This window comes from Duganella sp. GW821-FHT07F09, from assembly GCF_059418705.1.
Genome location: NZ_JBWKQJ010000007.1, coordinates 408,212 through 427,015, shown reverse-complemented (window position 1 = coordinate 427,015; position 18,804 = coordinate 408,212). Strand labels below are relative to the sequence as shown.

Genomic DNA, 18,804 nt, shown 5'->3' with positions numbered 1-18,804 from the left:
CCGCTCCTGTTCAAATGGGTTTTAATGCTGAATCACGATGGCGCGCTTGCCGTTGCCGGTCTGGGTCACGCGGGCCCTGGCATCGTTGCCGTGCTGTTCGATGCGCGCGCTGTTGGCGTTGCCGTGCTGGTCGACAAGGGCGCTGTTGCCGGCGCCGCCTTGGACGATGGTGGCCTCGTTGCCTTTGCCGTTCTGTTGGAGCTCGATGCTGTTGGCGTATCCATCCTGTACCACGGTCGCCGCGTTTTCCCTGCCGCGCTGCGATGCCGACAGCCGGTGTTCTCTTCCGCGCTGGGTGGCCGCGAGCGTGTTCATGGCGCCGTGTTGCCCGACCGTGGCCAACGATCCGCCGTTCAGCAAGCCGCCGGACGGCAACTCCGAACCGGCCAGGTCGCCGGCCGTGGCCAACCGGGCGGCAAGCAGGGCGGCCGCCAACGCCAGCCGCGCGATCATGGCATCGCTCCTGCGGCGTGGTAGCGGGTATCGCGATCCGTGGCGTAGCGCTGCACCACCGGATCGGACCAGCGCGCGGAATCCTGCAGCGCCCAGTGGCCCTCACGCACGCCCTGGACGATCAGATGGACCACGCCTGCCTCGATCGCCTCGTTGACGCACAGCTGGGTGGGCTCGTTGCGCGTCATGCCGGCCTCCAGCTCCAGCAAATCCTTGACGTTGACGAACTTGAACACGCTCGGATGCACTTCGTACGCGTAGACCGTCTTGGTGGTCGACACGCTTTGCAGGATCTGGCCGCTGCGGATATCGATGGTGCGCAGGCTCACGGTGACCTGGTCGACCCGGTACTGCGTGCTGACGCCGATGCCGAGGAAGCGGGCGCCGGCGCCGCCGGTGCGCACATTGCTTTCGAACGCGGTGATGCCGCCCTCGATCAGCACCGACGCCGCCAGCAGCGGTGGAATCTGCACCGCCGGCGTGCCGGCCGGTTGCGGCATTTCCAGCGCGCGCACGATCTTGCGTTCGGTCAGCAGGTTCTGCAGGTTTTCGCGCTCGACCGGAATGAACCAGCCCGATTCCTTGAGCGCCTTGATCAGCATCGACGACGCCCCTTGCGTGACGGCCGTCGAGAACGAGCTGTCCGGCGCCGGTTTGTATTGCCCGGTCTGGTCCCTGATGCCGTAGACGGCCACCGCCACCTTGCCTTTGGGCGGCGGCAGTTTGCGCAGGTCGCCGGTGGCGGCGGTCGGCGGCGTCAGTTGGGCGTCCTCGCGCGCGACCGACGGCGGATGGGTGATGGCGCAGCCGGACGACAGCAACAAGGCCGCGAGCGGCGCCGCGCATCGCATCACGGTGTTCATTGCGCCACCTCGAACGAGGTCGAGGCGCCGGTCGCCTTGTCGGTGGTGGTGATGCGCAGCATGCCGCCGCCCAGGTCGACCACGTTGATGGTGAAATTTTGAGTGGAGAAGGTGCCGGGCACGAGCTTGCCGTCGGCGCCGGTCAGCTTGGAGGTGGCGGCCGCCGCCAGTTGACTGAGCACGGTGCGCTCGAGCGTCTGGTTGAACTGGGCCAGCGGCGACTGGTCCAGCATCGAGCGCCCCAACCCGTCCTTGCCGACGTGCTTGTTGGTGGCCGTCGCGGCGGCCAGCAGATGCTGGCCGTTGGTCGGGTAGCCGCCGAACGCCGGATTCGCCGGCTGGTAGACGATGTCCGTCGCGCCGGCGCCGCCGGCCAGCGGCAGGGCAAGGCAGGCCGCGAGCCAGGCGGCGGTGCGGGCATGGGTCGAACGGAAGGTGGGCATGGCGGGCTCCTCTGTGTGGCGGTGAAGGAATCGGGTGGCGATATCAGAATTCATCGGGGGCCAGGTCGGCGTCCCCGATCAGCTTGCGCTCGACGTCGGTTTGCAGCACGGTTTGCCAGACGGTCTCGGCCGCGTTCTCGCCCAACGAACGGATGGCGGCGCGGGCCGGTGGCAGGCGGGTTTGGAACACGCGCCGTTGCGCGAAGCCGATCCACACTTCGCTGCCCAGGCGCGCCGACGGACGTTCGTTGATCGACAGCGTGTAGTGCTCGCTGCCTTCCTTGTCGCGCCAGGCGGCAAGGAAATACTGGGAGAAATCATGGCCGGCGATGGTGACCGTTTGCACGGTCACCACGCCCGCGGCCGCGGGCTCGGCCCCAGGCTCCGCCGCCGTGGCGGTCGCGTTCCACGCGCCGCCCAACCATAAAAAGGTCGCGACGATGACGTTGTGGCCAGTTGACATGCGAGCTCGCTCAGATGGGTGCGGCGGAAGGTGTGAAGTTCAGTATAGGAGCCGAGTTCTCTCGCAAATTTGACGACGATCATGCGGGCTCGTCGTGAGGGGTCAACAGGGCGGCCGCAATTTGTAGGGCGGAAATTACTTGATTTGCGCACAGTCCCGCAGGTTTGAATAGACTGGTTTCGACGGCGAAACTTATGCATACTGGCCACTCAACAGGAGGTGCACAATGAACAAATGGCTGATGCTGGGTATTGCAATCGTCGCGGAAACCATCGCGACATCGGCGCTGAAATCGAGCGAGGGGTTTTCCAAACTGGTGCCGTCGGCGATCGTGCTGGTCGGCTATGGCGTGGCGTTTTATTTCCTGTCGCTGACCTTGCGTTCGATACCGGTCGGCATCGCGTATGCCGTGTGGTCGGGTGTGGGCATCGTCCTCATCACGGCGGTCGGCTGGGCGTTCTTCGGTCAAAAGCTGGATGCGCCGGCGCTGATCGGCATGGCGCTGATCATCGCCGGCGTGGTGATCATGAACGTATTCTCCAGCGCGGGCGCGCACTAAGATTCACGAGGAAACACGTAGGGCGGATTAGCGCAGCGTAATCGGCCATGCATGAGCTGCCTGCGGCTCATAGATGGCCGATTACGGCGTTCCGCCTGATCCGCCCTACGTGTCTCCGTTGGTAAATTACGGGCCCGGTGCGATGCCCGTCGTGGCGAACCGCTCCCGGTACAGCTTGGGCGTGATGCCCAGCTTTTTCTGGAACACGCGCCGCATGTGCGCTTCGTCGCTGAAGCTGGCGCGCGCGGCCACCGTCTTGATCGGCAGCGCCAGATCCGCCAGCAGCTGCGTGGCCCGCTCGAAGCGGCACGACTCGATGAACGCTTGCGTGCTCACGCCCACCTCCTGCTGGAACACGCGCGTGAAGTGCCGCTCGCTCATCATCGCCCGCTGCGCCAGCTTCGCGACCGACAGCCGCTCATGTAAATTGTCCAGTATCCAGTTCTGAATATCGCGGATGTTGGGCTTGGCCGTGCGCTCGCTCAGCAAATGCGCGCTGAACTGCGACTGCCCACCCGGGCGCTTCAGATACACCACCATTTCGGTCGCCACCTCCAGCGCCAGGTCGCGGCCGAAATCCTCTTCCACCAACGCCAGCGCCAGATCGATGCCGGCAGTCACGCCCGCCGATGTCCACAGGTTGTCCGAGCGAATGAAAATCGCGTCCGCCTCCACCGAGATCGATGGAAAGTCGGCCTGCAGCCGGTCGGCAACGCTCCAGTGCGTGGTGGCGCGTTTGCCGTCCAGCACGCCGGCCGCCGCGAGGAAAAACGCGCCCGAACACAGTGCCGCGAGCCGCTTGAGGCGCGGCGCCGAGGCCGCCACCCACTCGACGATGTCCGGGCCGGCGGCCAGCGCGGCCTGGATGTGGCGGGCGCCGACGACGATGGCGTCGTCCGGCAGGGCCAGCGGGCTTAGCGCCTTGGTGGCGTCCAGCGACATCAAGGTGTCCGAGCGCACCGGGCCGATCGAGGTCGAGGCGATGCGCACGTCGTAGCCGGGCGCGCGGCCACGGCGTTGCAGGTGCAGGTTGGCGTACTCGAAAACGGACATCGGTCCGATCGCTTCCATCGCCTTGAAGCCGGCATAGACAACGATATCGACCGTCCTCGCTGCCGTCGCTGGCTTGGCGTTCATGTGTTTGTGGTCACTGTTGGTCCTTAAAATCCGGTCATTATGGCACCATTTCCGGCCATTCTCGTCCGTGCGGGCGCGCTTTGCCCGGTGCCTGCGGCACAATGGCGGGTTCCAATATCGTCTTATCACGGGAACCCGACCATGAAAACCAAAGCTGCCATCGCGTGGCGCGCCGGCGCGCCGCTGACCATCGAAGAAGTCGACCTGCAAGGCCCCAAGGCCGGCGAGGTGCTGATCGAGCTGAAGGCCACCGGCATTTGCCACACCGATTACTACACCCTGTCCGGCGCCGATCCGGAAGGCATCTTCCCCGCCATCCTCGGCCACGAGGGCGCCGGCATCGTCGTCGATGTCGGCCCCGGCGTCAAGACCCTGAAAAAAGACGACCACGTGATTCCGTTGTACACGCCGGAATGCCGCGAGTGCAAGTTCTGCCTGTCGCGCAAAACCAATCTGTGCCAGGCGATCCGCTCGACCCAGGGCCGCGGCCTGATGCCCGACGCCACCAGCCGCTTCTCGCTGGACGGCAAGCCGCTGTTCCATTACATGGGCACGTCCACTTTCTCCAACTACATCGTGGTGCCGGAAATCGCGCTGGCCAAGATCCGCGAGGACGCGCCGTTCGACAAAGTGTGCTACATCGGTTGCGGCGTGACCACCGGCGTCGGCGCGGTGCTGTTCTCGGCCAAGGTGGAGGCGGGCGCCAATGTCGTCGTGTTCGGCCTGGGCGGCATCGGCCTGAACGTGATCCAGGCGGCGCGCATGGTCGGCGCCGACAAGATCATCGGCGTCGATATCAACCCCGCGCGCCAGGAGATGGCGCGCAAGTTCGGCATGACCCACTTCATCAATCCGAAGGAAGTCGAAAACGTGGTCGACAGCATCGTCCAGATCACCGACGGCGGCGCCGACTACAGTTTCGAGTGTGTCGGCAATACCACGACGATGCGCCAGGCGCTGGAGTGCACGCACAAGGGCTGGGGCAAGTCCTTCATCATCGGCGTGGCGGCGGCGGGGCAGGAGATCTCGACCCGGCCGTTCCAGCTGGTGACGGGACGCGAGTGGCGCGGCTCGGCCTTCGGCGGCGCGCGCGGCCGCACCGACGTGCCGAAGATCGTCGACTGGTACATGGAGGGCAAGCTGAATATCGACGACCTGATCACCCATCGGTTGCCGCTGGAGCGCATCAACGAAGGGTTCGATTTGATGAAGAGCGGGGAGTCGATCCGCTCGGTGGTGCTGTATTGATTACGCCGTATTAATTAGTATGACAGCGGCCTGTGCCGCAGCGTAGAATTGGCATCTTTTGCTTGGGACAAGGATGTCGTCGTGATGCGTTTCGCGTGCAAGACCGTGCTGGCGATATTCCTGCTGGCGGCCGCCTATCTGGGGCTGGTCGCCGTCTGGGCGTCGACATCCTTCAACGCCGTCATGGAGGCGGTGCCGGCGCCGCCGATGATGCCGCTTTCCGCGCGCCAGACCGCCATCCTGCTGCGGGTCGAGGATCCCACTTTCTTCAAACACTCCGGCGTGAGCCTGGCCGAAGGGCAGGGCGTGGCCACGATCTCGTCGGCGGTCGCGCGCGACCTCTATCTGTCCGACCGCCCGCTCGCCGGTGTCTCCGGCGTGTTGCAGCGCTTTTACAGCCGCGTCTTCGACTGCTGCAAGAAGTTCGACCTGGGGCGCGACGTCATGGCGTTTGTGTTGAACGCGAAACTGCCCAAGCGTAACCAGTTGGCCCTGTATGTGGCCGACGTCTACATGGGCAGCCAGGACGGCAAGCAGGTCGTCGGGCTGCCGATGGCATCCTCAACCTACCTTGGCAAGCCGCTCGACGAGACCAGCGAGGCGGAATTCATCGGTCTGGTGGCGATGATCAAGGCGCCCAACCAATACCATCCGATGTTGCATCCAGAGCAGCATGCCACCCGCGTGGCGCGGATTCAGGCGTTGCTAGATGGAAAGTGTAAGCCGGATGGTTGGTTCGATACCGTTTACGACGCCTGCGCACGTTAATCATTTAAAGATTCTATTCGGACAGTATTGATTTTCGCGCAAATGTCGCCACATACTTGGGGATGAAATTTAAAGGCCGTTCGGCGACATCCGGTCGCTGGACGAGTGTTGATAATTTGAAACTTTAAATGGGAGACCAGTATGGCGATCAGTTTGCAAAAAGGCGGTAACGTCAACCTCAGCAAGGAAGCACCCGGCCTGACCAAGGTCGTTATCGGCCTGGGCTGGGACCCACGCTCCACCGACGGCGCGGCGTTCGACCTCGACGGCAGCGCCTTCATGCTCAAGGCCGACGGTAAAGTGCGCGGCGATAGCGACTTCATCTTCTACAATAACCTCAAATCGACCGACGGCTCGCTGGTCCACAACGGCGACAATACCACCGGCCAGGGCGACGGCGACGACGAGACCCTGACCGTCGACCTGTCCACCGTGCCGGCCGAAATCGACCGCCTGTCCTTCTGTGTCACCATTCACGAAGCCGAACAGCGCAAGCAAAACTTCGGCATGGTCGGCAAAGCCTTCATCCGCTGCCTGAACGCCAACGGCAACGCCGAACTGGCCCGTTACGATCTGTCGGAAGATAGCTCTGTGGAAACGGCAATGATTTTCGGCGAACTGTATCGCGCCGGCGCCGAGTGGAAATTCAAGGCGGTCGGCCAGGGCTTCAAAGGCGGCCTCGGTCCGCTGGCGCGCTCGTTCGGCGTCAACGCTTAATATCTAGTACTAGTACCCAATCCGGCGCCCGTCGCGCGCCGAACGTTCAAACCGGGAGGCCAGCGTCTCCCGGTTTGCTCGTGCGCGCAAGGTACGTGGGGCCGGCGCCGTGGCAACATTGTTTTTACCATCGATCGACATGAGGACTGCATGAGCATTTATCTGAGCACGGGACGCCACACCTTTTTGTCCGGGGCGTTTCTGTGAGCGCGCCGGAACGGGTTTGCCGCGTCTGGTATAACAGCGCCTTCTCGTCCATCGCGAACGTGCTCACGCTCATCCGCGAGGCCGACCAGGCCGGCCGGTTCCACACCATTTACACGCACCCGCACGCCCATACCGCGGCCGCCGGCGCCGCGCACGAGTTCCACCTCGAGCCGAAAGGCCTGACGGCGGCCGACTATGTCGATTGGTGCCTGGAATTTTGCCGCGAGCACAAGGTCGACGTGTTCGCGCCGGCCAAGCACGCGTCCGCGCTGAGCGCGGCGCGCGGGCGCTTCCTCGAGCATGGCGTGCGCGTGCTGAGCGCCGCCGCCTCCGACAAGCTCGACATGATCGACGACAAGGCCGCCTTTTACGCCGGCGTGGATCTGCCGCTGGCGCCGCCGCCTGAGTTCCGTGTGTTCAAGGACATCGCCCAGTTCGAGGCCGCCCACGCCGAGTTGCGTCCGCTGCACAAGGAGCTGTGCGTCAAGCCGGCGCGTTCGGTCTACGGCCTCGGCTTCAGCGTGCTGGACGAGGAGCGCAGCAGCGCCGCGCTGCTGCTGGCCGGCTCCAGCTACCGCATCGGCCTGGGCGACCTGCGCCGTGGCCTGGCCGAGCTGGAAACCTTCCGCACCATGCTGCTGATGGAATACCTCGACGGCTACGAATACAGCGTCGATTGCGTCGGCGCCAACGGCCATCTGGTCAGCGCGGTGGCGCGCAAGAAACTGCCGCAGCCCGGCCACGGCCAGGTGATCGAGGTGCGCGCCGACATCGTCGAATCGTGCGCCAAGCTGGCGGCCGATTTCGGCCTGAGCGGCATGTTCAACGTGCAGTTCCGCGAAGGCCAGGGCAGCCTGCGCCTGCTGGAGATCAACGCGCGCGCCTCGGGCGGCATCGGCATGGCTTGTCTGGCCGGGCCGAACCTGCCTTACCTGGCGCTGATCAGCTTTGTCGACGGCCATGAAGGTTTCACGCCCGGGCAACTGGCGGTACGCGACGGCATGCGGGTGGGCGAGCTGGGCACGGCGGTGGCATTGCCATGAACGGACCATCGCCGCTTTTCGCGCCCCTTCCCGCGCCCCTTCCCGCGCCCCTTCCCGCACCCCTTCACGGCAGTGTCGAGGTGGAACTGCCGACCGGGACGCTGGAACTGCGCGTGACCGGCAGCGAGTTTCCGCCCGACAGCCTGCTGGGCTTTGCCGCGCGCGACAACGCCAAGCGCGGCTTCCTGTTCCTGAGCAAGGTGCTGGGCAAGCACTGGCCGGTCACGCCGCAACGCATGGCCGAGATCCACGAGAGCCTGGCCGCCGGCGTGCCGGAGTTGCCGGGACCGGTCGTGTTCATCTCGATGGCCGAAACCGGCATCGGGCTGGGACAGGGCATGTTCGAGGCGTGGCAACGCGCCCATCCGGACCAGCCGGCGCTGTTCCTGCATACCACCCGCTACCGGGTCGGCAATGAAGCGCTGATCGAATTCGAGGAGGCGCACAGCCACGCGCCGCGCCAGTTCCTGCACTGGCCGGCCGATCCGGCGCAGCGCGCGCTGTTCGCCGGCATGCGCTCGCTGGTGCTGGTCGACGACGAGGCCAGCACCGGTAACACCTTCGTTAATCTGTTGAACGCTTGCCGCCAAGTACAACCCGACATTAGCCACCTGCATCTCGCGGTGATCACCAATTTCATGGGCGAGCAGGGCGTCGCAGCGTTGGCGGAGCGCTGCGCCTTGCCGATGACCCTGGGCGCTTGCCTGCACGGCAGCTACCGCTTCACGGCGGGTACGATGGAATCCGGCGCGGCGCCGGCGCAGCGTTTCGACGCCGACGCCGAGCGTGGCGCCAGCGACCAGTTCGGCCGTCGCGGCCGCACCACGCCGCTGCGCCCGCCGCAGGCGCTGGTGTCCGGCCTGGCCGCCGGCATCGGCGCCGGCCAGAAGGTGCTGGTGCTCGGTACGGGCGAGTTCATGCACGCCGCCTATGCGCTCGGCGCCGGGCTGGTGCGCGATGGCGTCGAGGTGCTGGTGCAGTCGACCACGCGCTCGCCGATCCGCCGTTGGGGCGCGGTGGCGCACACGCTGGCGTTCGCCGACAACTACGGCGAAGGCATCCCCAATTTTTTATACAACGTCGCCCCCGGTCAGTACGACCATGTTTTCATTTGCCACGAGACGCCGCCCAACGCCGCGTTGTTCGAGCTGGCCGCGCTGCTCAAGGCGCGGCTGTTCCATTTTAAGAGTGAGGCCCTGATTGAAGAAATTCCTGTTTGCTGACCTGGACGACACGCTGTTCCAATCGCTGGAAAAGTGTTCCGGCCGCGACGACCTCGAACCGGCGGCCGTGCTCAAGGACGGCGTCGCCTGTTCGTTCACCACCGCCGGTCAGCGCGCGATGTTCGAGTTCATGAATGACGGCATGACCATCATTCCCGCGACCGCGCGCAACCAGGACGCCTATAGCCGCGTCAAGATCGACTTCACCAGCTACGCCGTGATCAACTACGGCGGCGTGGTGCTGCTGCCCGACGGTAGCGCCGACCGCAGCTGGCTGGAACGCATGCGCCCGGCGATGCTGGCCGCGCAGGACGGCTTGGCCGAGCTGGGCCGCCTGATCGACGCCTACGTCGAGGCCGCCGGCCAGAGCAGCCGCTGCCGCATCGTCGAGGATTACTCGATTCCGTTCTATCTGCTGATCAAGGACGCCGACAAGATCGCCGCCCGGCTCGAGCCGATCGAGCGCGAGGTGGTGATCCCATGGCTCGAGGCGCGCGGCCATGACTACTTCCTGCACCGCAACGCCAACAACCTGGCCATCCTGCCCAACGCGCTGAACAAGTCGCACGCGGTGGCCTACGTCACCGGGCTGCTGCGCGCCGAGCATGGCCAGATTTTGACCTTCGGCATCGGCGACAGCCGTTCGGACGCGCGCTTCATGGCCGCCTGCGACTACGCCATCGTGCCGCGCGGCACGCAACTGGCAGGGGTCGCCCTGGAGCCGCTATGAATTTCAGCGGCAGCTACCACGGCGACGACGTGCGCTTCCTGCTCAAGCCGCTGGCGCTGGCCTCGTTCGTCGACGTGCCCGACAAGGAACGCCTGATCCAGTCGGGACAGCGCCATTACAGCGAGATGCTGTCGCGCGAGTCGCTGCCGTCGCCGCGCTACCTGGACGTGTTCGGCCAGGCTTGCGCGGCCAACCTGGAGCGCATGGCGCGCGACTGCGTGACCCTGGCCGGCCTGATCGCCCGCCGCCGCGCCGGACCGGTGACCCTGGTCTCGCTGGCGCGCGCCGGCACGCCGGTCGGCGTGGTGCTCAAGCGCCTGCTGGGCGGCGTGTTCGGCCGCGAGGTCGCGCATTATTCGCTGTCCATCATCCGCGACCGCGGCATCGACCAGGTCGCGCTGGAGTACATCCTGGCGCAGGGCCACGCGCCCGAATCGATCGTCTTCATCGACGGCTGGACCGGCAAGGGCGTCATCGCGGCCGAGCTGCACGCCAGCATGGCGGTGTTCAACGCGCGCCACCACTGCGCCATCGACAGCGGCCTGTACGTGCTGTCGGACCTGGCCGGCGTGGCCGCCCGCGCCGCCGGCCATGACGACTACCTGATCCCGTCGAGCATCTTGAACGCCACCGTGTCCGGCCTGGTCAGCCGTTCTATCCTGAACGACGAGATCGGCCCGGACGATTTCCACGGCTGCGTGTACTACGCCGAGTTCGAGCCGCAGGACCAGTCGCGCGTGTTCGCCGACCGCCTGGTCGAACTGGCGCAACAGTGGGCCGAAGGCCCGGCCGCGATCGACGCGGTCATCGGCCCGGCAAGCGAGCCGGCCGGCGCCACCACCGCGCCGGATTCAGCCAACATCGAGGCCGCCACCGAGGCCGCGCGCGCGACGGCGGCGCGGGTCTCGCGCGACTACATGGAGACGGCCATGCGCGTGCACGCCATCGCCGACCGCAACCTGATCAAACCCGGTCTGGGCGAAGCCACGCGCGTGCTGCTGCGGCGCACGCCGGACAGACTGATCGTGCGCGACGCGGCCAGCGCCGACGTCGCCCATTTGCTGGTGCTGGCACGCGAAAAAGACGTGTCCGTGCAACTCGATCCGGAGCTGCCTTACCAGGCCGTTTCCATCATCAGGAGTATCGCCGATGGTTAAGACACTAGGGGCTTCGCTGTACGTGCCGGCGACCCACAAATATCTGATGGACGTCGCCAGCGGCACGCGCCTGGGCAATGTGCGCTCGCTGATCATGTGCACCGAGGACGCGGTCGCCGACCGCGAGCTCAGCTACGCCTTGTTCAACCTGTCGCTGGTGCTGGCCAATATGCCGGTGGCGAGCCAGGCCGAGCGCTTCGTGCGCGTGCGCAACCTCGACGTGATGGCACGCGTGCTGGCCATGCCCGGCGCCGACAAGCTGACCGGCTTCGTCATCCCCAAGGCCACCCAGTACAACCTGCCGATGTACTTCAATCTGGTGCGGGAGACGGCCCACATGCTGATGCCGACCCTGGAGACGGCCGAGGTGTTCTACGACGCCGAGATGCACGCGCTGCGTCATCTGATCAGCTCGCCGGGCATCCGCGAGCGCGTGGTGGCGCTGCGCATCGGCGGCAACGACCTGTTGGCGCTGCTGGGCCTGCGCCGGCCGCGCAACATGACGATCTACCGCACGCCGCTGGGGCCGGTGATCGGCCGCCTGGTGACGACCTTCCGGCCGCACGGCTTCGCGCTGACCGCGCCGGTGTTCGAGCATCTGGACCTGCCGCAGCTGCTGGACGAGGAGGTCAACGAGGATCTGGCGCACGGCATGGTGGGCAAGACGGCGATCCATCCTAGCCAGATCGAGCCGATCGAAAGCCATTACCGCGTCTCCGCCAGCGACCTGGAGGAGGCTTCCGCCATCCTGCGGCCGGACAGCCCGGCGGTGTTCGCGATGAACCAGTCGATGTGCGAGGTGGCGACACATCGCGCCTGGGCCGAGAGCACGCTTGAGCGCTCGCGCCTGTTCGGGTCCCATCCGAGACAGGGGCAGGAGACGATGCAGTCTGCAACTTCGCCGGTGTTAACGAGTCAAACTATTCTGAGGTGATCCAAATGAAACAATTCTCGCGTGGACAAAAGAGCAAACTCGACGACCTGGGCTGCGGCCAGTCGTTCAATGTCGATGTGGAACTGAAGATAGGCGGCACCAGCGCCGACGTCTCGTGCTTCGGCCTCGACGCGGCCGAGCGGCTGTCGGACGACCGTTACATGGTGTTCTACAACCAGCTGGCCAGCCCGGGCGATGCGGTCAAGCTGACCATTTCCGGCGAACGCTCCAGCTTTGCCGTCAATCTGGCGGCGTTGCCGGAGTCGATCTCCAAGCTGGTGTTCACGGCAGCCATCGACAGCGGCGCCATGCGTTCGCTGAGCCAGGGCAGCGTGACGGTCGGCGGGGTGGCGCAGTTCCCGCTGGCCGGTGCCGACTTCCAGGACGAGAAGGCGGTGATTCTGGCCGAGCTGTATCGCAAGGATGGACTGTGGCGTTTCGGCGCCGTGGGGCAAGGCTTCAACGGCGGCTTGTCGGCGTTGCTGACGCATTTCGGCGGCAGCGAGAGCGCGTCGTCGCCTGCTCCGGCTGCGGCGCCTTCGGCCGCTCCGGCTCCCGCGCCGGCGCCGCAGGCCAAGGTGTCGCTGTCAAAAATCACGCTGGAGAAGCGTGGCGACAAGATCTCGCTGGAGAAATCGGCGTCGCGCGGTTTCGGCCGTATCCACGTCAATCTGAACTGGGCACGATCGGGCGCCGTCGCGCCGGTGGAGAAGGGCGGCTTCCTGTCCAAGCTGACCGGCGGCATGCGCGCGTCGAAGGGTCTGGATCTGGATTTGGCGTGCATGTACGAGCTGAACGACGGTTCCAAGGGCGTGGTGCAGGCGCTGGGCAACAGCTTCGGCAATTTCGACGGCAAGCCGTACATCCAGCTGGCCGCCGACGACCGCACCGGTGCCAATGTCGATGGCGAGAATTTGACGATCAACGGCCAGCGGTTCGACGAGATCAAGCGGGCGTTGATTTTCGCGTTCATTTACGAAGGCGCGCCGAATTGGGCGGCGACCGACGGCGTGGTCACAATCAATGTGCCGGACCAGCCGCCGATCGAGGTGCGCCTGGACCAGGGCGCCAGCCAGCGCATGTGCGCGATCGCGATGATCGAGAACGCGGGCGGCAAGCTGCAGGTGACCAAGCTGGTGGATTACATCGTGCCGGAGGGCGGCAAGAGCATGCACGAGGTGATGGATCGCAAGTACAACTTCGGCATGAAGTGGGTGGCGGGCAGCAAGGGCTGATGACCTGTGCGTCAATCTACATCACGTAGGGCGGATTAGGCGGAACGCCGTAATCGGCCATGCATGCGCCGACGGTGACGCATGCATGGCCGATTACGCTTCGCTAACCCGCCCTACGTGGTGTGGAATTTTTCACCAGCCGTGCAGTCGGGGCCAACTGGCGATGCCGCCATCCCCGTCGAGCGCCTGGTATTCCGGATATTGCGCGCCGGTGGCACAGGCGTGGTTGGGCAGGATGCGCAGCTGGGTGCCGATCGGAAAGCGCGCGGCGATCCCGCCGTCGACGCCGTCGCGCCGTGACAGGATGCCGTGCTCCTGGTTGGCGCCGCTGAGCACATAGCCGGCGATCGGCGTGCCATCGATGTCGCACACCTGTCCGTAGCCGAAATCCTGTTTCTGTTTTTGCGTGCCACGGTCGCGGCTCATGGCCATCCAGCCGGCATCGACGATGGCCCAGCCTTTTTCCTCCTGATGGCCGATCACCGTGGTCAGCACGCTCAGCGCGATCTCGTCCATCGCGCACACGCCGATGTTGTGCATCACCAAATCGAAGAACACATAGACGCCGGCGCGCACCTCGGTCACGCCGGCGAACGACTGGGCCGACAATGCGGTCGGCGTCGAACCGATGCTCACCGCCGCGCACGGCAGGCCGGCGGCGCGCAAGCGTTCGGCCGCGTCGACGCAAGCCTTGCGCTCCTGCTCGGCCATGGCGACCAGCTTTATCGGATCGTCGAGCTCGTAGCTGGAACCCGCGTGCGTCATCACGCCGCCCAGCAGCATGCCGCCTTCGTGCAGATGACGTCCGACTTCGATCAGCGTATCGAGCCCCGGCCGGATGCCGGACCGGTGGCCGTCGCTGTCGATCTCGATCCAGACTTCGAATTGCATGCCGTGTTGCTTGCCGAAGCGCACGATGGTCTCGGCGGAAGCGAGGCTGTCGGTGATGATTTTCAGGTCGCAGCCGCGCCGGCGCAAGGCCATCGCCTGCGGCAGCTTGCTGCCCACCATGCCGACCGCGTACAGGATATCGGTGGTGCCGGCCTCGAAGAACCGCTCCGCCTCCAGCAAGGTGGAGACCGTGATGCCGCGCGCTCCGGCGGCCAGTTGCATGGCCGTCACGGGTTCGCTCTTGCTGGTTTTGATGTGGGGACGGAAGTTGACACGCATTGCGTCCATCCTGGTTTGCATGCGCGCGATGTTGCGTTGTATGCGCGGGACATCGATGATGGCCGCAGGCGTGTTGAGACCGGTAAGCGCCGACATATTTTCTCCTTGATGAATGAACCCATGGGTCTAATGTAAGTCTTATCCATCAACTTGTGTTTAAATAGAAAACAATAAAAGCTTAAGAAAAATTGAATGATCAAGATAGAAGACCTGCGCTTGATGGCGACCCTGGCGCGCAGCGAGTCGCTGAGCGAGGCGGCCAGGGCGCTCAACGTCACGCCCTCGGCGCTGTCGATGCGCTTGCGCGGCCTGGAGCGCGAGCTGGGCCTGCCGCTGGCCACCCGCACCGCGCGCATGCTGACCTTGAGCGCGGACGGCGAGTTGCTGGCGCAGGAGGCGGCCGCGCTGCTGTCGCGCCTGGAGCAATTGCCGGACCTGTTCGGGCGCGGCGCGCAGAGCGTGAAAGGCAAGCTGCGGGTGGCGGCGCCGTTCGGCTACGGACGCCAGCATATCGCGCCGTTGATCGTGCGGCTGGCCCGGTTGTATCCCGAACTCAATGTGCAACTGGATCTGCGCGAGACGCCCTGGCCCGAGCGCGCCGAGGCCGATATCGTGTTCCACATCGGCAGCGTGCGCGATTCGTCGTGGGTGGCGCGCACCATCGCCGGGAACGAGCGCTGGGTATGCGCCAGTCCGGCCTATCTCAACGAGCACGGCGCGCCCCGCACGCCGCGAGATTTGCTGAATCATCCGTGCATTTGCATCCGCGAGAATGACGAGGACGTCACCCTTTGGCATTTTCGGAAGGAGCAGGGCGCTGCGCACGGGCGCTTGGGCGGGCGCGAATCGGTGCGCATCCATCCGGCGATGGAAAGCAACGACGGCGGAACCGCGCGTTACTGGGCCGAGCAGGGCCTGGGCCTGGTGCTGCGCTCGCAATGGGATGTGGAGGAGGTCGTGCGGGAGGGCAAGCTGGTGCGGGTGCTCGAGGAATGGCAATTCGATGCGGCGCCAATACTCATACTGGTACCGTCAAGCAAAAATCTACCGTCGCGAGTGCGAGCGGCGTTCGACTTCTTCGTCGAAGCGCTGCGGCCCAAAGTTACCACGGATCCACGTAGGGCGGATTAGGCGGCACGCCGTAATCGGCCATGTATGCGCCGTTGGCGGCTCATGCATTGGCCGATTACGCTGCGCTAATCCGCCCTACGTGTTTCCGAAGTTGATTTAATGCGGCAGGGAAGGCATCGGCAACTCGACCTCTTCCTTGCGCGCGGCGATGGCCTCGCCCAGCGCGGCCAAATCCAGCTTGGCTTTGCGCGCTTTAGGGAACATTTCCTTCTCTTCTTCCTCGACGTGGTGCTCGATCTGCTCCGACAGCACCTTGACCTTGGCGTCATACAGATCGTCGCCCGGTTCCATTTCCAGGATCTGCGCGATCAGATCCTTGGCGGAAGCGTGCTCGACAGTGGCTTCATCGACCAGGTCTTCGGTGTCGCCGCTGGCTTCGCGCACGGCCGGGTAGAAGATTTCTTCCTCGGCGGTCGCGTGCTTGGTCAGTTCGAGGCAGATTTGCGTGGCCAGTTTTTTCTTGCTGGCGGTCGAACGATCGCTCAGGTTCTCGTATTTTTCAAACAGTTCCTTGACCGTCTTGTGATCCTGCGTCAGCAGTTCGATCGCGTCGATGGTATCGGCGTTTTGCGGCGCGCGCGGCGCCTTGTTCTTGGCGGTGGTGGTGGTGCTCATGTCGTTTGCCTCGTATCGGTAAGTGGTTGGATGGTTATTTCGATTTCGAGCCGGAGGAAGACTTGCCGGCGGTCGGTTTTGCCGACGACTCGCCGGCCGATGCCTTGTTGCCGGACGCGGCGGATTGGCTGTTGCCTTTGCCGCTGCCGCCGTTGCCGGAGTTTTTGGCGGTGCCGGTTTCTTCCAGTTTGCTGTTGCCGCCGTTCTTGCCGCCTTGTGTTGGTTTGCTCATCATTGTCTCCTGGGTGGATCGAAGTAAATCGGATGGTTTTTAACCTGAAGTTAGCAATGGAAAAGCTTTGCTGTGGGAATATAGTAGACGCGCCCTTTACAATTGCCTGTAGGAGTGCTGCCTGTGTCCGTGTAGGCCGTATTGCCCATCAGTTTGGCGGCGGCAAATGCTACAATCTTGGTTACATCCTTTCCAATTTTCGGGGTTCGCCGCTGGCGGCCCGGGCCAGCATTTCATATAGAAATCCGCATGACGCTTGAGACCTCCCTGATTGTGCAGTCCCTGCCAGTTGCCATCCTGGTGCTCGACGCGACACCGGATTTCGTCATCCGCCAGGCATCCGACGAGTACCTGGCGGCCACCTTGACCAAGCGCTCCGATCTCATCGACCGCCCGCTGTTCGAGGCCTTCCCGGCATCGGGGGCCGAGGCCGACGGTCCCGCGCGGCTGCGCACGTCGCTGGAGCAGGTGGTCGCCACCGGGCGCCAGCACGCGATGGAGGTGCAACGCTACGACGTGCCGGACCGCGATGGCGACGGCTTCATCGCCAAGTACTGGCTGCCGACCAACATTCCGGTGCGGGGCGAGGACGGCCACGTGCGCTTTATCCTGCACCGCGTCTACGATCTGACGACGATCCTGGCCAGCGAGGACGGGCAGGGCGTGAGCAGCCAGCCGGCCCACTTGACGCGCTCGCTTCACGATTTGCGGCAACTCGCCGAATTGATGCGCGAGGGCGAGGGGCGGCGTCGCAACGCCGAGGCGCGCGCGACCGAGGCGGGCGAACGCCTGGAGCTGGCCGTCGCCGCCGGCGAGCTGGGCACGTTCTACTGTCCCATGCCGTTGGGTAAGATTTTCTGGAACGACAAGTGCAAGGAGCATTTTTTCCTGCCCGAGGACGCCGAGGTCGACTTCGACATCTTCTACAGCCGCATCCATCCCGACGACCGCGAACCCACCCGCGCGGCGGTCGACGCCAGCGTGGCGGACAAGAAAGGGTACGACGTCGAATACCGCGTGCTGGCGCCGGACGGACGCGAGCGCTGGCTGCGCGCCAAGGGCCGCAGCTACTACGACCGCGACGGCGCGCCGACCCGCTTCGACGGCATCACCATCGACATCAGCGACACCAAGCGCATCCAGGCCGAGCTGGCGCGCAGCAACCAGCAAAAGGATGATTTTCTGGCGATGCTGGCGCACGAGCTGCGCAACCCGCTGGCGCCGATCACCGCCGCCGCCGACCTGCTGGCCATCGCGCCGCCGGAGCCGGCCCGCATCGCCCGCATGAGCGAGGTGCTGTCGCGCCAGGCGCGGCACATGTCTGCGATGCTGGACGATCTGCTCGACGTCTCGCGCGTGACGCGCGGAATGGTCGAGCTCAACAAGACCGTGATCGATTGCAAGCAGGTGGTCGCCGCCGCGCTGGAACAGGTCAATCCGCTGATCGAAACGCGCGGCCATAAGGTCAGTACGCAGATCACCTACGAGCAGGCGCGGGTGGTCGGCGACGAGAAGCGGCTGGTGCAAGTGCTGGCCAATTTGCTCAACAACGCGGCCAAGTACACGCCGGCCCGGGGCGCGATCGAGCTGGCGCTGCGTGTCGACGGCGGCGAAGTGGTCGTTACGGTGGCCGACAACGGCGCCGGCATCGCCGTCGACCTGCTGCCGCATGTGTTCGAACTGTTCGTCCAGGGCGCGCGCACGCCGGACCGGGCGCAGGGCGGGCTGGGCCTGGGACTGCCGCTGGTCAAGAGTTTGGTCGAGCTGCACGGCGGCCGTGTCGGCGCCAGCAGCGGCGGGCCCGGCGCCGGCAGCGTGTTCGAGGTCCGGCTGCCGCGCCATCAGGTCGCCGATGCGGGCGACGGGGCCCAAAGCGGGATGGCGCCGCAGGCGGGGCAGGCGCTGCGCATCGTCGTGGTCGACGACAACGCCGACGCCGCGTGGACCCTGGCCACGTGCCTGCGGGCGGTCGGCCACAGTGTCGAGGAAATGACCAACCCGCGCGCGGCGCTCGCCATCCCGCCGGATCGGGTGCCCGACGTGTTCCTGCTCGATATCGGCATGCCCGACATCGACGGCCACGAACTGGCGCGCCGCCTGCGCGGCCAGCCGCACACGGCGGGCACGCGGCTGATCGCCGTCACCGGCTACGGCAACGTCGAGGAGAAAGCGGGCGGCAAGGGCGACTTCGACCGCTATCTGGTCAAGCCCGTCAATTTCGGCAAGCTGATGCAGTTGCTCGAGGATGTAATGACCTGATAACGTGATGACCAGATAAATCACGTAGGGCGGATTAGCGCAGCGTAATCGGCCAATGCGTGCTCCGCCGGCGGCTCATGGATGGCCGATTACGGCGTTCCGCCTAATCCGCCCTACGTGTTTCCGTGGCTTTGCTCAGCTTGTTGATCAATGCGTCCGGAAGGCTTTTTCACGGCGACTAAAATGCTAATATTTCAGTGCGGGTTGGCTTGGGGCC

20 protein-coding genes are annotated in these 18,804 nt (G+C 65.1%); 12 read left to right on the top strand and 8 right to left on the bottom strand.

What is annotated here, in order from left to right:
* Positions 1-21: 21 nt before the first annotated feature.
* From AC07P1_RS20735 to AC07P1_RS20720, 4 genes are read right to left on the bottom strand one after another with little or no spacing between them, the layout of a single operon-like run.
* Positions 22-453: a hypothetical protein gene (locus AC07P1_RS20735; RefSeq protein ID WP_494697593.1), complete on the bottom strand. Its 432-nt coding sequence runs from the start codon at positions 451-453 to the stop codon at positions 22-24.
* Positions 450-1,316: a CsgG/HfaB family protein gene (locus AC07P1_RS20730; protein ID WP_494697592.1), complete on the bottom strand. Its 867-nt coding sequence runs from the start codon at positions 1,314-1,316 to the stop codon at positions 450-452. Before AC07P1_RS20730 ends, AC07P1_RS20735 begins: the two co-directional genes overlap by 4 nt.
* Entirely contained in the window at positions 1,313-1,759 is a 447-nt protein-coding gene (locus tag AC07P1_RS20725) for a curli assembly protein CsgF (protein ID WP_494697591.1), read from the bottom strand. The genes AC07P1_RS20730 and AC07P1_RS20725 overlap by 4 nt, the downstream gene beginning before the upstream one ends.
* 43 nt (positions 1,760-1,802) lie before the next feature.
* On the bottom strand, positions 1,803-2,222 hold the full coding sequence (locus AC07P1_RS20720) for a CsgE family curli-type amyloid fiber assembly protein (protein WP_494697590.1): 420 nt from the start codon (positions 2,220-2,222) through the stop codon (positions 1,803-1,805).
* Between the two features lie 226 nt (positions 2,223-2,448).
* Here AC07P1_RS20720 and AC07P1_RS20715 point away from each other — a divergent pair, with 226 nt between their 5' ends.
* The gene (locus AC07P1_RS20715; RefSeq protein WP_494697589.1) at positions 2,449-2,781 is read left to right on the top strand and encodes a DMT family transporter; all 333 of its coding nucleotides are present in this window, start codon (positions 2,449-2,451) and stop codon (positions 2,779-2,781) included.
* Between the two features lie 126 nt (positions 2,782-2,907).
* On the opposite strand, the gene AC07P1_RS20710 is transcribed toward AC07P1_RS20715, so the two are convergent.
* Positions 2,908-3,918: a GlxA family transcriptional regulator gene (locus AC07P1_RS20710; RefSeq protein WP_494697588.1), complete on the bottom strand. Its 1,011-nt coding sequence runs from the start codon at positions 3,916-3,918 to the stop codon at positions 2,908-2,910.
* A 141-nt stretch (positions 3,919-4,059) separates the two neighbouring features.
* Here AC07P1_RS20710 and AC07P1_RS20705 point away from each other — a divergent pair, with 141 nt between their 5' ends.
* From AC07P1_RS20705 to AC07P1_RS20665, 9 genes are all read left to right on the top strand, one after another.
* Entirely contained in the window at positions 4,060-5,166 is a 1,107-nt protein-coding gene (locus tag AC07P1_RS20705) for an S-(hydroxymethyl)glutathione dehydrogenase/class III alcohol dehydrogenase (RefSeq protein WP_363498642.1), read from the top strand.
* 84 nt (positions 5,167-5,250) lie between these two features.
* Positions 5,251-5,934, top strand: a complete 684-nt coding sequence (locus AC07P1_RS20700) for a transglycosylase domain-containing protein (RefSeq protein WP_494697632.1) — start codon at positions 5,251-5,253, stop codon at positions 5,932-5,934.
* 141 nt (positions 5,935-6,075) lie between these two features.
* On the top strand, positions 6,076-6,651 hold the full coding sequence (locus tag AC07P1_RS20695) for a TerD family protein (RefSeq protein WP_494697587.1): 576 nt from the start codon (positions 6,076-6,078) through the stop codon (positions 6,649-6,651).
* A gap of 203 nt (positions 6,652-6,854) precedes the next feature.
* Positions 6,855-7,901: an ATP-grasp domain-containing protein gene (locus tag AC07P1_RS20690; RefSeq protein WP_494697586.1), complete on the top strand. Its 1,047-nt coding sequence runs from the start codon at positions 6,855-6,857 to the stop codon at positions 7,899-7,901.
* A gap of 80 nt (positions 7,902-7,981) precedes the next feature.
* Positions 7,982-9,124 (top strand): phosphoribosyltransferase domain-containing protein, encoded by a 1,143-nt coding sequence (locus AC07P1_RS20685; protein ID WP_494697585.1) that lies wholly within the window; start codon positions 7,982-7,984, stop codon positions 9,122-9,124.
* Positions 9,102-9,854 carry an HAD family hydrolase gene (locus AC07P1_RS20680; RefSeq protein ID WP_494697584.1) on the top strand — a complete coding sequence of 251 codons (753 nt, stop codon included), beginning with the start codon at positions 9,102-9,104 and terminating at the stop codon, positions 9,852-9,854. The genes AC07P1_RS20685 and AC07P1_RS20680 overlap by 23 nt, the downstream gene beginning before the upstream one ends.
* On the top strand, positions 9,851-11,011 hold the full coding sequence (locus AC07P1_RS20675) for a cysteine protease StiP family protein (RefSeq protein ID WP_494697583.1): 1,161 nt from the start codon (positions 9,851-9,853) through the stop codon (positions 11,009-11,011). The genes AC07P1_RS20680 and AC07P1_RS20675 overlap by 4 nt, the downstream gene beginning before the upstream one ends.
* Positions 11,004-11,945 carry an HpcH/HpaI aldolase/citrate lyase family protein gene (locus AC07P1_RS20670; protein ID WP_494697582.1) on the top strand — a complete coding sequence of 314 codons (942 nt, stop codon included), beginning with the start codon at positions 11,004-11,006 and terminating at the stop codon, positions 11,943-11,945. The genes AC07P1_RS20675 and AC07P1_RS20670 overlap by 8 nt, the downstream gene beginning before the upstream one ends.
* Before the next feature lie 5 nt (positions 11,946-11,950).
* Positions 11,951-13,180, top strand: a complete 1,230-nt coding sequence (locus AC07P1_RS20665; protein WP_494697581.1) for a TerD family protein — start codon at positions 11,951-11,953, stop codon at positions 13,178-13,180.
* Between the two features lie 132 nt (positions 13,181-13,312).
* Here the strand turns inward: AC07P1_RS20665 and AC07P1_RS20660 are convergent, their stop codons facing one another.
* Positions 13,313-14,446: a DSD1 family PLP-dependent enzyme gene (locus tag AC07P1_RS20660; RefSeq protein WP_494697580.1), complete on the bottom strand. Its 1,134-nt coding sequence runs from the start codon at positions 14,444-14,446 to the stop codon at positions 13,313-13,315.
* Between the two features lie 96 nt (positions 14,447-14,542).
* Here AC07P1_RS20660 and AC07P1_RS20655 point away from each other — a divergent pair, with 96 nt between their 5' ends.
* Entirely contained in the window at positions 14,543-15,481 is a 939-nt protein-coding gene (locus AC07P1_RS20655) for a LysR family transcriptional regulator (protein ID WP_494697579.1), read from the top strand.
* A 96-nt stretch (positions 15,482-15,577) separates the two neighbouring features.
* Here the strand turns inward: AC07P1_RS20655 and AC07P1_RS20650 are convergent, their stop codons facing one another.
* Positions 15,578-16,096 carry a hemerythrin domain-containing protein gene (locus tag AC07P1_RS20650; RefSeq protein WP_494697578.1) on the bottom strand — a complete coding sequence of 173 codons (519 nt, stop codon included), beginning with the start codon at positions 16,094-16,096 and terminating at the stop codon, positions 15,578-15,580.
* Positions 16,097-16,130: 34 nt separating this feature from the next.
* The gene (locus AC07P1_RS20645; protein ID WP_494697577.1) at positions 16,131-16,328 is read right to left on the bottom strand and encodes a hypothetical protein; all 198 of its coding nucleotides are present in this window, start codon (positions 16,326-16,328) and stop codon (positions 16,131-16,133) included.
* A 249-nt stretch (positions 16,329-16,577) separates the two neighbouring features.
* Between AC07P1_RS20645 and AC07P1_RS20640 the strand changes: the two genes are divergently transcribed.
* Complete coding sequence (locus AC07P1_RS20640; protein WP_494697576.1) at positions 16,578-18,587, top strand: hybrid sensor histidine kinase/response regulator; 2,010 nt, start codon at positions 16,578-16,580, stop codon at positions 18,585-18,587.
* Positions 18,588-18,804: the final 217 nt, after the last annotated feature.

Coding starts and splice junctions, on each gene's coding strand:
- AC07P1_RS20735 (WP_494697593.1), bottom strand. CDS start 453: ATGATCGCGCGGCTGGCGTTGGCGGCCGCCCTGCTTGCCGCCCGGTTG.
- AC07P1_RS20730 (WP_494697592.1), bottom strand. CDS start 1,316: ATGAACACCGTGATGCGATGCGCGGCGCCGCTCGCGGCCTTGTTGCTG.
- AC07P1_RS20725 (WP_494697591.1), bottom strand. CDS start 1,759: ATGCCCACCTTCCGTTCGACCCATGCCCGCACCGCCGCCTGGCTCGCG.
- AC07P1_RS20720 (WP_494697590.1), bottom strand. CDS start 2,222: ATGTCAACTGGCCACAACGTCATCGTCGCGACCTTTTTATGGTTGGGC.
- AC07P1_RS20715 (WP_494697589.1), top strand. CDS start 2,449: ATGAACAAATGGCTGATGCTGGGTATTGCAATCGTCGCGGAAACCATC.
- AC07P1_RS20710 (WP_494697588.1), bottom strand. CDS start 3,918: ATGAACGCCAAGCCAGCGACGGCAGCGAGGACGGTCGATATCGTTGTC.
- AC07P1_RS20705 (WP_363498642.1), top strand. CDS start 4,060: ATGAAAACCAAAGCTGCCATCGCGTGGCGCGCCGGCGCGCCGCTGACC.
- AC07P1_RS20700 (WP_494697632.1), top strand. CDS start 5,251: ATGCGTTTCGCGTGCAAGACCGTGCTGGCGATATTCCTGCTGGCGGCC.
- AC07P1_RS20695 (WP_494697587.1), top strand. CDS start 6,076: ATGGCGATCAGTTTGCAAAAAGGCGGTAACGTCAACCTCAGCAAGGAA.
- AC07P1_RS20675 (WP_494697583.1), top strand. CDS start 9,851: ATGAATTTCAGCGGCAGCTACCACGGCGACGACGTGCGCTTCCTGCTC.
- AC07P1_RS20670 (WP_494697582.1), top strand. CDS start 11,004: ATGGTTAAGACACTAGGGGCTTCGCTGTACGTGCCGGCGACCCACAAA.
- AC07P1_RS20665 (WP_494697581.1), top strand. CDS start 11,951: ATGAAACAATTCTCGCGTGGACAAAAGAGCAAACTCGACGACCTGGGC.
- AC07P1_RS20660 (WP_494697580.1), bottom strand. CDS start 14,446: ATGTCGGCGCTTACCGGTCTCAACACGCCTGCGGCCATCATCGATGTC.
- AC07P1_RS20655 (WP_494697579.1), top strand. CDS start 14,543: ATGATCAAGATAGAAGACCTGCGCTTGATGGCGACCCTGGCGCGCAGC.
- AC07P1_RS20650 (WP_494697578.1), bottom strand. CDS start 16,096: ATGAGCACCACCACCACCGCCAAGAACAAGGCGCCGCGCGCGCCGCAA.
- AC07P1_RS20645 (WP_494697577.1), bottom strand. CDS start 16,328: ATGAGCAAACCAACACAAGGCGGCAAGAACGGCGGCAACAGCAAACTG.
- AC07P1_RS20640 (WP_494697576.1), top strand. CDS start 16,578: ATGACGCTTGAGACCTCCCTGATTGTGCAGTCCCTGCCAGTTGCCATC.